The following is an 11,958-nucleotide window of genomic DNA, read 5'->3' as shown; positions in this document are numbered from 1 at the left end:
TGGAGCATAGCAGTGGCTTCGCCCACAGCACCCCCCACAGCACCGGCAGAGCAAGCACCGCTCGCAACAGCGCCTTTTAAGCAGCCAAGTCCTGCGTGGGCAACGATCTGCGTGACCGTGTCTATTTTGCCTTCTGCCTTGGCGGTACCAATTTCTTCCGCCAACGAAAGGAATTGTTAAAAAAAAATGCAATAGCTGAAGCGACTGAAATAGAAATCATCCCCAAAAACACGCACATAACCCCAAAAGGCTATTACCATCATGATGATATAAATAAAACACCTGTGATCCATGCCATTTCTCGCATATTTTTATAAGAACTGTAATAAAATTCGCGCACTAAATGGATATAAACAACAATAAAAAAATGAAGAGTCTACACAATAAAAGCTGTGTTAAAAGCATAACGCTCCCAATACCACTAAATATAGAAAAGTAATTAAGATTATGTGGAACAGGAAAAATCACAAATGCATTATAAAAAAACGCGGAAGAGGAAAACGCTTATCAAACCAATGGGTAAGAGCATTTTTAGCACAATATACAATATAGAGAAAATCTTGTCATGACCTTATTCTATCTGGGCAAAATATCAGAAAGAAATTGGTGAGGTGGAATAATCAAATTATAGTTAGCTAAGCCCAATCGCACTCTTCTAATTATATCCTAAACATGCCTATGACACAGACACAACCACTCTCCAAATTTCCCTGATTGCCCAAGTGTTACATAGCCTAAATGCGTAGAAAGACTAATAATGATAAGCCAATTTTCACGCCGTTTACCTGCTAAGCGTGCAAAAATCCATCACTTCTTTTTCATCGTTAAAATTAGAGATGCGTTGTACGCTGACAATCTTTTAGAAAACCCAAATCAGTAGCATGCGCATCAGCAATTTCTTTTGCCGTACAGTTTCACATAACAACAGGCTGTTTTCGCCACATTACCGTTACTGATATTCCCTCTTCAATACCAGACAGATCAACTTCAACGGAAAAAGATACCCCAATAATCTCATCTGGACACAACTGACAGATACAAAGGCCACGTAACCACCCCCATTCCAATTGCGACAACTGTTAACAAAACAGAAAACTCCACCTCGCCGAATCATCCATTGCCTTAACTTAAAGAAACTATTTATTAAAACATTTTTTTAGCATAGCCTCTCTACAGTGCACTATGCCTAATCATTCAATCGCCTTAACCGCAAAAATACCCTCGCAAAAAAACTCCTACCATTTGTATGCTTTATACAAAAAAACTAGTTCAAGGATAATTAACCATTTTAGATGAGCAAATGAAATCCCTAACTATTGTAAGTTTTTTTTATTTCAAATCTATTCATATGAAATCAATCAAAACCTCTTCTTTGCCTATTATAAATGGAGATAGCGTATAAACAAACACTTTTAGAAAAAAACATGCTCTTGTTGATTTTAATAAATAAACTGTTCAGTTTGTCGATAACCTCTTTAACAAATTACAGTATCGTTCCCTCTCACTCTCAACTCTAACCAGTAGATTGGATATTTTTTCTGCCTATAATTTTTCATAAAAGCATATCTTGTTGATTTTAACTGAAATAAATGATCTAATTTGATTCTGCGAATACTCCAACTTTCATCGTAATGAGCTAATCTATTTCATGTAGAGCTTAATAAAGGAGAGGCTAAGAGGGGATTCCCTCTTATCTCAAACAAATCAAGCTTAAGGTGCATAAAAACTCAATGCAAAAAATATGTATTTTTCAAGCATACTTTTCGAATAAATTATGATGCTTCTTTACAAATATGAAAAAAAATCATATTAGTAGGGAATATGGCGCTTCATATAGCTCTTTTTCAACCCGATATTGCTGGTAATACTGGAACGGTTTTACGTCTTAGTGCGTGTTTTGGCTTACATGTGCACATCATTGAACCTGCAGGCTTTAACCTATCGGATCGTAAACTCAAACGTGCAGGATTGGATTATCTCGAATATGCTTCCCTAGAAAGACACATTGATTGGCAGCATTTTATAAGCTCCATGAAACGTTTCAACCGCCGTCTGTTGCTCTTAAGTACAAAAGCAAAAACATGCTATACGCAACTATGCTATCAGAAAAATGATGTTTTACTTTTTGGTCGTGAATCAGCTGGAGTTCCCGATTACGTTTATGAATCGGCTAATTACACATTGAAAATTCCCATGCAACCACAGGCGCGTTCCCTAAATCTCGCCATGAGCGTGGCTATAACAACAGGAGAAGCACTGCGCCAAATTGGTTATTATGAAAGAAACTGTAAGTTATAAAAACTTGACAGCTCTATTAAAACTTTTAACAAGGTTTTAATACCATTCTTTGTTTATTTAGTTACTGTATTTACATATCTTTTTCATTATTAGGGATGTATAAATAAGAGTTTGGGAATAAGATTTTTTAACGTGCCTTCTATATTCAACATGCCGTTTAATTATTACGAATCAGAAGTTTTTTTCGGGGATTTTTTTAACAAAATCAGAGGTTCAAAGGATCTCTAATTCTAAAAATTCAAAATCCTTTAAAATTTCTATCTCTCAGACCGTCTCTAAACTCAAGATAAACTTGCCTTTGATATCCTTGAGAATACCAGCCATTTTGACAAAATCATCTGTAACAAAATTTCTAGAACTGTAAGATTTCTTTTGCAAAAAATATAAGGCAAATATAAATAAAATAATGTAGATTTGTAAATAGCATATTATAAATCAATTTTTTCTAATAATGTATGACGATCCATTAAAAATCCCCCTTCAACCCATGTCATCTCTAGCTCTTTAAGCTTTCTCCCTAAAAGCACACCCTTAGTAAAACCTTTCCTTACTAAATCATTACCATTAATAGGAAAAATTGGAATCTGCCATTTTTGAGCAAGTTGATAAAGCCTCACATAATCCTCTGTTTTTTGTGAAACATCACTTTTTTCTAAAGCATTGAAATATGATGCCGCAACAGACAACGATAACTGATCTAAAACTGGCTGTCTTCCATGAAAATAAATCATTTTTTGCACAAAATGATCAGAACAATTTTGGTTTATTATTTCTAACCCTGCCCATTCCTTTAATCGGATTATTTCTTTATGAGAAAAACGCAAGCGCTGTGCCATTTCATAAAGACGTAGGGGGTCAGGAGGAAGAAGGCTTTCTAGCCGTAACATTGGATCAACTTTCCAACCAAGAGCTTGTTCTGTTTTCACCAATGCATGAATTGCATCAATACCCCATTTTTCTGCTTCAGGAAAAATGAGTGACAAAATTCTGCTTTGTCGCATCCATAAAAGAGCACGTGTTGGGTCAGAAGCCAAAAGAAGCTTTTTCATTTCTGCCCAAATACGCTCCGAAGAAAGTTTTTTTAAACCGTATTTTAAACGAACACATGCCTTCAATCCTTGCCCATCAGGTCGCCCCGCTCCATACCACGCAAAAAAGCGAAAAAAACGTAAAATACGCAAATAATCTTCTCTAATACGATTTTCTGCAACACCAATAAAACGAATTGTTCTACTTGCAATATCGTTCATACCGCCTACATCGTCATAAAGATTGCCAGCAGCATCACAATAAAGGGCATTTATCGTAAAATCCCGCCGTTCAGCATCTTTTTTCCAATCACGACCAAATGCCACTTTTGCATGACGACCATCTGTTTCAAGATCACTACGAAGCGTTGTGACTTCATAAGAACATGAATGTGCAATCACTGTAATTGTACCAAATGCAATCCCTGTAGGAATAGCTTTAAATCCTGCTTCTTCTACACGCGCGATAATCTGTTGCGGTAAGCAGGTTGTCGCAATATCAATATCATTAATAGACTTCCCTAATAGTTGATTGCGCACCGCCCCCCCCACAATACGCGCCTCTTCCCCCTCTAAGGATAAAACACGAAGAAGTGTTTGGATATCACTTTGTTGTAACCATGCAACCTGTTTGAAGTTCTGCCTTATATTCACCCTTTAACCTTTCAAAAAAGTTGTCTTTATTGCTTAAAAAATTTCTTCACAAAATAAAATTTTTAAAACATTTCTTATAAAATATGCTTTTTTCTTTCAAAAAAATTTTTCTCTTCTAGATACGAATATGAAAAAAACGGCTTATAATGCTTCTTTTCTTCTCATTTTCTGTTACAAACAATAAGATATCCATTATCATCCAGAGAACATGACTATATTTTGCGACAAATACCTTAAGGAAAAAATATGAATTACCGTGATCCAGTATCTAATTCTGTGAAAAAGGTTAATACCGAACATGAGGCTCAAGTCATTATCGAGGATATTGATACGGCACACAAAGAATTAGATATTATACAAAAAGAAATTGACAAAGTTATTTTTGGGCAAAGTCATGTCATTGAATATGCTTTAACTGCTATTTTTGCTGGTGGTCATGCTCTTCTTGTTGGCGCTCCAGGACTTGCAAAAACACATCTTGTGGAAACATTGGGAACCGTTTTAGGGCTTGATGAAAAACGTATCCAATTTACCCCAGACTTAATGCCATCGGACATTATCGGTTCTGAAGTCATGGATTCCGATAAAGAGGGAAAACGTTCTTTTCGCTACATTCAAGGTCCCATTTTTACGCAACTTCTCATGGCTGATGAAATCAATCGTGCCTCTCCACGCACACAATCAGCTCTTTTACAGGCTATGCAGGAATATCATGTAACCGTTGCAGGCACCCGTTATGATTTGCCACAACCTTTTCATGTTTTGGCAACACAAAATCCACTTGAACAAGAAGGAACCTACCCACTTCCTGAAGCTCAACTAGACCGATTTTTGATGCAAATTGACATTGACTATCCTGATTTTATCACAGAGCGGAGAATCATTTTAGAAACAACAAAAGAAAAAAAATTAAATGCAAAAGCAATTTTATCCGCCAAAAAATTGCAAAAAATTCAACATATCGTTCGCAAAATGCCTCTCTCAGAAAATGTGATCGAAGCTATTTTAAAAATTGTCCGATCGGCCCGCCCTGATAAAGACAATCACCTTGCCAATAATTATGTTTCTTGGGGGCCTGGGCCGCGTGCGTCACAAGCCCTTTCACTTTGTGTTCGCGCTCGTGCTCTTTATTATGGGCGTTTAGCTCCCTCACTTGATGATGTTGAAGCATTGGCCTATCCCGTATTACAACACCGCATGGCTCTTAATTTTTCTGGCCGTGCTGAAGATATAACCGTAAAAGATATTATCAATAACCTTGTGAAAGATGCTCTTTGAATGGCACTTGGCAAAAAAGTTTTACAAAAGCCTCCATTGTCGCTGGCAAATGAACTGCATAAAGATACTGGCAAAATGCCATATTTCATTTTACAAGCGCGTCATATCGCTAATACACTGATAACCGGATGGCATAGACAACGTAAAAGCGGTAATGGTGAAAACTTTTGGCAATTTCGTCCCTATATGGAAGGAGAATCCATTACCCGCATTGATTGGCGTCGCTCAGCGCATGATGAAAATACGTATCTCCGTGAACACGAATGGCAAACGACACAAACCGTTTGGCTTTGTCCTGATCAGAGCGCATCAATGCATTACTGTTCGCGCTTTTCTAAAATCTCTAAAGGTAATCATGCCATTATTCTTACCCTTACCTTGGCATCCCTTCTTGCACGCAGTGGCGAACATATTGCTATTCCCAACTTAATGTCCCCCACAATGACATCCAATGTCGTAGAACGAATAGCCTTTGCTTTAGAAAATCATTCAGATGAAAATTCATTTCCGGATTTTTCAACGATTACACGCTTTTCACATGTCGTTATAATGAGTGATTTTCTCGATTATCCTGAAAAAATCACCCAACATTTAACCGTTTTAACTACAAAACAGGTGACAGCTCATTTAATTGAAATTTCTGATCCCGCAGAAGAAAGCTTTCCCTACACAGGTCACACAGAATTTTTGGATCCTGAAACGAAAGAGAAACATGTTTCCACTAAAGCAGAAGATCTTCGTAAGAGCTATTGTAAACTATACCACGCAAGGCGACAAGAATTGGTAAATTTTTGCGCACGCCAAGGATGGTCTTATCACGTTAGTACAACAGATCAACCTTTAACAGAGACCATTTTTCATCTTGCAAATACAATGAGCGACTCTCCATTGCAAAAAAGGAGGGCACTTTGAGTTTTGCTGCTCCCTTTCTGTTACTAGGGCTTTTGTTCCTACCGGTCATTTGGTGGCTGTTGCGGATAACTCCTCCATCTCCGCGTAAAGAGCTTTTTCCCCCTTTTCTCTTCTTACCCAAACCAACTCATCAACAAGAAACAGCAAAACATACACCTTGGTGGTTGCTCTTGTTGCGTTTAACCATAGCGGCATTTGTTATCATAGCTCTAGCACGCCCCACTTGGAATCAAAAACCAATAAGCTTTTTCGGATCTCAACCCCTCGCACTCATTATTGATAATGGTTGGGCTTCTGTAAAAGAATGGAAAAAACGCATCTCTATCGCTGAAATGCTCCTTGCACAGGCAGAAAAACAGCAAAAAAATATTTATCTTGTTGCAACGGCTGAAAATGATATCTCCAATATAGAGCCCCAACCAGCCAAGATTATAAAACAGCATTTAATGCATTTGCAACCGCATCCTTGGCCTGTCAACCGTGTGCATGCCTTCAAAAAACTCAGCGAAATAACCAAAGGAAAACCTCTTGATATTGCTTATTTAAGTGATGGATTACAAACAAATGAAGATGAGCAAGCTTTTGCTCTTCTTGAAGAATTAAAACCTAGAAACTTCTTGTGGTATTTAACTGATATTTCCGATTTAACCGGCATAACATCCATAGAAAATAACAATGGAAACATGGGCGCGCGTATTATCCGCTCAACAACACACAGTAATACTCCCGCTATACTCAGCCTTTACGATTCAAATAATCAACTTCTCGGTCAATTTACGAACAATTTCTCTGAAGGAGAAACAACAGCACTTGTTCCTTTTAATGTACCACTTGAACTACGCAATGATATCGCTTGGATAAAAATAAACAATCAAGACCATGCTGCTGCAACCTTCTTGGTAGATAGCCATAACAGGATAAGCCGTGTTGCTCTTCTCTCACCCGATACCAATGAAATGGCACAGCCTTTACTTGCTCCATTTTATTACATTATCAAAGCCTTACAAGGTCATACACAGCTTATAACAGCCGGTGGAAGAGAACTTTCAACGGATATTGATCATTTGCTTAAACAAAATCCATCTGTTTTGATTATGGGTGACATTGTTAACATACCCTCAAAAGCAGAAAAAAAACTTTCTGATTTTGTGAATAAAGGGGGAACACTCATCCGCTTTGCAGGAGAAAAACTCAGTAGCGCAGAACATTACGATAACCTTCTTCCGGTACCACTGCGCCCAGGTCAACGTTCCCTTGAAAGTATTATGTCTTGGACAAAACCACAAAAGCTTGCCCCTTTTGCAAAAAATAGCTTTTTCTTTGGTCTTCCCTTTCCAGGAGATGTTACTGTCTCGCGCCAAATCCTCGCAGAACCAACCCCAGATCTTTTTGAAAAAACGTGGCTTAGCCTTTCGGATGGAACTCCTCTTATTACCGCAGAAAAACGTGGTAAAGGAAACCTCATTCTCATTCATGTTGCTCCTGACCCAACATGGTCTAACCTTCCTCTTTCTGGCTTTTTTGCACAAATGCTGCAAAAATTAATCACATTAGGTTCTAACGAAAACACAAACCTAACACACAGAGAAAAAAGGACAGTGGTACAAAACCCTTGGCGAACTATAGCCATTGACGGACAATTACAAGTACCACCCTCTGATGTTGTTCCTTTGATCTTTGACTCTCAAAATCCACCCCATCCTTCCTACCATACTCCCCCAGGACTTTATGGTGCCCAAAACAATTTCTATGCACTCAATCTCTTAACTCATTCGTCGCATTTGATGAAACAATCATCATTGCCAACTTCTCTTAATAAAAGCCCTTTATCTTACGATACAAAAGAAAAAAATCTTATCGGTCCACTTTTAGGATTAGCCATCTTATTATTCGCCTTTGACAATTTTCTCATTTTATGGATGGGAGATATTTTTTCTTTCATGAAACGGCGTAATATGTTTCTCGTCCCCTTTATAAGTCTTATTGCCTTCTTTTCATATGATCCAACTCTTCATGCACAAACGAAAGAAAATCATCATGATAGTGTACAAGCTGCAGGCGCAACACATCTTGCCTATGTTATAACCAATAATCATGAAATTGATACAACGAGTAAAAGTGGTCTAGAAGCGTTAAGTCAATTTATCACAGAGCGTACAATGCTTACCCTTGGCTCTGTTACAGCACTTGATCTCGATAAAGATGAACTCTCTTTTTATCCTCTTATTTACTGGCCAATTGATGTTAAGAGTCCTATACCAACCCCCAAAAACCTTGAAAAAATAAATAACTTTATGAAACATGGGGGAACAATTTTATTTGACACGCGCGATCAGATAAAGAGCAATCTTAATCTTGAAGGAGACGCTACTCCAGAAACGCAAAGATTACGAGATATCTTAAAAGAGTTAAATATTCCATCCATTGAGCCAGCATCAACAGATCATGTTGTTGCACGTTCTTTTTATATTATGCCAGATTTTCCTGGTCTCTACCGTGGTTCACCTTTATGGGTTGAATCCTTATCAACAAACAAAAAAAATAAAAACTCTCTTGCCAACGGCGATAATGTAAGTTCTCTTCTCATCACCGCAAATAACTTTGCCGGGGCTTGGGCACTCGATGAAAAAGGGGCATGGAAATATCCCCTTGTTCCCAATGATCCAATGCAACGTCTATGGACATTTCGTACAGGTTTAAATATTGTCCTTTATGTGCTTACAGGAAACTATAAAGCGGATCAAGTTCATGTTCCAGCACTCTTAGAACGCTTTAAAAGAGAAAGAAGGCAATGATATCATTTTTCACTTTTCAGCCTTTTTTACCACTCTTTTGGATTCTGCTCTTAAGCGGAATATCGATTCTTTTTGTCGTTGTTGGTCTTGTTACGCAACGGCAAGGTTCTTTATTTCGTCTGATGGCATTAAGCGCCCTTATCCTTGCTTTGCTCAATCCAATGATCATAAAAGAACAGCGCGAACCACTGAAAAGCACAGTAGGCATTGTCATTGACCGCAGCAAAAGTCAAACTTTTGGAACACGGATAAACGATAGTGATGAAGCGTGCGCGCAATTAATCGAAACATTATCGCATTATCCACAATTTGAACCACGTTTTATTGAAGTTGGAAAACTTGCTGATAATCAATATGCTCCCTCAACAAATTTGTTTGATGCTTTAACACAAGCTGTATCTGATGTACCGCCTTCTCGTTATGCAGGAACCATTTTTATCACTGACGGACAAGTACATGACATTCCTTCCATTTCAAATCTGCATCATGAAGCACCGCTTAATGCTCTGATAACAGGACGCTCAGATGAATTTGATCGTCAAATCAAGTTTATTTCGCCTCCACGCTTTGCCTTTGTCAACAAACCACAAAAACTATCCATTTTAGTAGAAGATCAAGGAGATTCCCAAGAAAAAATACCACAGAAAGCCAATATTACACTCAGCATCGATGGACAAGAAGTTGGCCATTATTCTGTAACACCTGGTATTATTTTTCAAACTGAAATTACCCTTCTCCATGCTGAAAAAAATATTATTCAAGCGACAACTAAACCTTACAAAGGTGAAATAAGCTTTGAAAACAACCGTGCTATAACAACTATTGAAGGAATCAGAGAAAATTTACGCGTTCTTCTTATTTCAGGTGCCCCTTATAATGGAGAACGAACATGGCGTGACCTTTTGAAAGGTGATGCCAATATTGATCTTGTTCACTTTACTATTTTGCGTCCTCCCACCAAAGTAGATGATACTCCTTTAAGCCAATTATCTTTGGTGGTCTTTCCCACGAAAAAACTCTTTGTTGAAGAGATTAATAACTTTGATCTCATCATCCTTGATGGTTACCAGCACTCTGCTGTTCTACCTTTAATCTATTACGATTATATCGCTCAATATGTACAAAAGGGTGGTGCATTGCTGATGATAACAGGACCTGAATTTAGCAAAAAAAACTCACTTGCGAAAACACCTTTAATAAGCATTCTACCAGCATTGCCGAGTGGAGATATCATTGAAAAACCTTTTCGCCCCGCATTAACCAAAGAAGGCGAGCGTCATCCTGTCACAAGAAATCTTGCAACACCGACCTATCCAGCTTCTCAATGGGGGAAATGGCTGCGACAAATTGCTATTCAAAATAGTAACAACGGAATTGCTCTCATGAAAGGAGCCGATGAACAACCACTTTTACTTCTCTCCCATGTTGATAAAGGGCGCGTAGGCATGTTACTTTCTGATGAAAGTTGGCTTTGGGCACGAGGTTTTGAAGGTGGTGGTCCTTATGCAGCTCTCTATCGCCGAATTGCCCATTGGCTTATGAAAGAACCTGAACTTGAGGAAGAAAAGTTAAGCGCGACCAGCAGCCATCATCATTTAACAATTTTCCGCCAAACTCTGAGAGACCAACCAGAACCTGCTGAAATAACTTTTCCTTCTGGAAAAAAACAAAAGATTATTCTTACGAAAGAGCAAGAAGGTCTCTTCACCGCAACGGTAGCTACTAACGAAACAGGGATTTTTACTATAAAAAATGGCAGTTTAACAATACCTTCTTCTGTAGGGATGCTCAATAATCTTGAATTGTTTGACTTAATTTCAACACAAGAAAAATTAGCTCCCATTATTAAGCATACTGGTGGCTATATTGGACGGTTATACTCTGAGGGAAAAGAAAACTTTCACCTTCCTCCACTTAAGTTGATTCAATCAAAAACAAGCCTGTCATCTTCACCAACTCATTCAATTATTTTGAAAGAAGCGACAGAAACTCGTTTAATCAATACCTTTTATCTTTCAATATTTTCTGGTTTTTTTGCACTGTTTGTTTGCCTTTTACTGCTGAGCAGTATGTGGTATCGTGAAGGCCGTTAAAAAATCCTGAAATTTCATAGAATAGTTTTAAAGTTTGTTTTTTTAGATTTATTTGTTTCTTATAATTAAACAACGCATTGACTTATAAGGAATGATTTATCATGTTTTCATATCGAGCCATTATTCCTAGTAGGGTTTCCTTATTTGTAATCATTTCCAGATTAAATCAATTAAAATCATTCTTTTGCACATCATTAAAAGAAGAGAGCATGAATAAAAACCATTGAAAAGAAAATGTAACATCTCTCATAAATCCTCTTAAAGCAGGAATTTTTATAAAGTTGGGTTGAAATAGTATGATGATTTTGGTTAGTACTTGGTATAAGTGTAAAAATGGTAGTACATAAAAAGTCATAAACGAAACTTTTCATAGCATTGAGAGCTTTCGATAAATGGAATCAAGTGCACTAAAAATATCTCTTCAAAAAAATATGTAAATGTACAACACAATGATATTTTAGTTGAGATCTTCTTTTGGAATATTTCTTTTAAAGCATTTCGTTTTGCATAAAAACATCTCCCATTAAAAGCAATTACCAGCGCAAAACTCAAAAGCTCTGAGAAATAGAAAACTTTCGATTGCACTTTACACTGAGTTCTTCGATTTTTTATGGTAATGTGTGGCCATATAAAAGCTATTTTAAAATCCTAACACTTTATGACCATCATACGAGAGACATATCGTTTTCCAAGAATGATCTGTTGTATTACGCTGTTCTCTTTTATAAAAAAAATAATACAGCATCAATCCTCAAAAGATTTTCTCATATATTCAACAAGCTATTTTTCATTTTACAATCTTTCTTGCCTTTGCGTTTGCTTATTCTGACAGGCGTTCGTACCAATCCTTTACGTCATATTCATAAAGACCAGATTGATGGGGATATATGGACCATACCT

The 11,958-nt window shown here is 37.4% G+C and carries 8 protein-coding genes and 2 pseudogenes; 6 read left to right on the top strand and 4 right to left on the bottom strand.

Annotated elements, in window-relative coordinates; all coding sequences use genetic code 11:
- From GGR08_RS08675 to GGR08_RS08400, 3 genes and pseudogenes are all read right to left on the bottom strand, one after another.
- A pseudogene (locus tag GGR08_RS08675) lies at positions 1-167 on the bottom strand (VENN motif pre-toxin domain-containing protein); the annotation flags it as partial.
- Positions 168-259: 92 nt separating this feature from the next.
- The gene (locus GGR08_RS08670) at positions 260-340 is read right to left on the bottom strand and encodes a hypothetical protein (protein ID WP_425485756.1); all 81 of its coding nucleotides are present in this window, start codon (positions 338-340) and stop codon (positions 260-262) included.
- A gap of 574 nt (positions 341-914) precedes the next feature.
- Positions 915-1,076, bottom strand: coding sequence for a hypothetical protein (locus tag GGR08_RS08400; RefSeq protein ID WP_246350183.1), 162 nt, complete (start codon positions 1,074-1,076; stop codon positions 915-917).
- 745 nt (positions 1,077-1,821) lie between these two features.
- On the opposite strand from GGR08_RS08400, the gene GGR08_RS06980 reads away from it, so the two are divergent.
- On the top strand, positions 1,822-2,298 hold the full coding sequence (locus tag GGR08_RS06980; protein ID WP_183194627.1) for a tRNA (cytidine(34)-2'-O)-methyltransferase: 477 nt from the start codon (positions 1,822-1,824) through the stop codon (positions 2,296-2,298).
- A 428-nt stretch (positions 2,299-2,726) separates the two neighbouring features.
- Here the strand turns inward: GGR08_RS06980 and GGR08_RS06975 are convergent, their stop codons facing one another.
- Positions 2,727-3,980: a tRNA nucleotidyltransferase/poly(A) polymerase-related protein gene (locus tag GGR08_RS06975; RefSeq protein ID WP_183194626.1), complete on the bottom strand. Its 1,254-nt coding sequence runs from the start codon at positions 3,978-3,980 to the stop codon at positions 2,727-2,729.
- A gap of 246 nt (positions 3,981-4,226) precedes the next feature.
- Between GGR08_RS06975 and GGR08_RS06970 the strand changes: the two genes are divergently transcribed.
- From GGR08_RS06970 to GGR08_RS06950, 5 genes and pseudogenes are all read left to right on the top strand, one after another.
- Positions 4,227-5,258, top strand: a complete 1,032-nt coding sequence (locus tag GGR08_RS06970; protein WP_183194625.1) for an AAA family ATPase — start codon at positions 4,227-4,229, stop codon at positions 5,256-5,258.
- Positions 5,259-6,170: a DUF58 domain-containing protein gene (locus GGR08_RS06965; protein WP_183194624.1), complete on the top strand. Its 912-nt coding sequence runs from the start codon at positions 5,259-5,261 to the stop codon at positions 6,168-6,170.
- Positions 6,167-8,965, top strand: coding sequence for a DUF4159 domain-containing protein (locus tag GGR08_RS06960; protein WP_183194623.1), 2,799 nt, complete (start codon positions 6,167-6,169; stop codon positions 8,963-8,965). The genes GGR08_RS06965 and GGR08_RS06960 overlap by 4 nt, the downstream gene beginning before the upstream one ends.
- Entirely contained in the window at positions 8,962-11,058 is a 2,097-nt protein-coding gene (locus GGR08_RS06955; protein WP_183194622.1) for a glutamine amidotransferase, read from the top strand. The genes GGR08_RS06960 and GGR08_RS06955 overlap by 4 nt, the downstream gene beginning before the upstream one ends.
- A gap of 804 nt (positions 11,059-11,862) precedes the next feature.
- Positions 11,863-11,958: pseudogene (locus tag GGR08_RS06950) on the top strand (tyrosine-type recombinase/integrase); the annotation flags it as partial.

The sequence above is a fragment of the Bartonella fuyuanensis genome, assembly GCF_014197255.1.
Taxonomy (GTDB): Bacteria; Pseudomonadota; Alphaproteobacteria; order Rhizobiales; family Rhizobiaceae; genus Bartonella; species Bartonella fuyuanensis.
Note: the sequence above shows the minus strand (reverse complement) of the source record. Positions and strands in the feature narration are given on the sequence as shown.

What these genes read in the sequence shown, in the direction of transcription:
- GGR08_RS06965 (WP_183194624.1), top strand. Translation starts at nt 5,259, where the DNA reads ATGGCACTTGGCAAAAAAGTTTTACAAAAGCCTCCATTGTCGCTGGCA.
- GGR08_RS06980 (WP_183194627.1), top strand. Translation starts at nt 1,822, where the DNA reads ATGGCGCTTCATATAGCTCTTTTTCAACCCGATATTGCTGGTAATACT.
- GGR08_RS06955 (WP_183194622.1), top strand. Translation starts at nt 8,962, where the DNA reads ATGATATCATTTTTCACTTTTCAGCCTTTTTTACCACTCTTTTGGATT.
- GGR08_RS06970 (WP_183194625.1), top strand. Translation starts at nt 4,227, where the DNA reads ATGAATTACCGTGATCCAGTATCTAATTCTGTGAAAAAGGTTAATACC.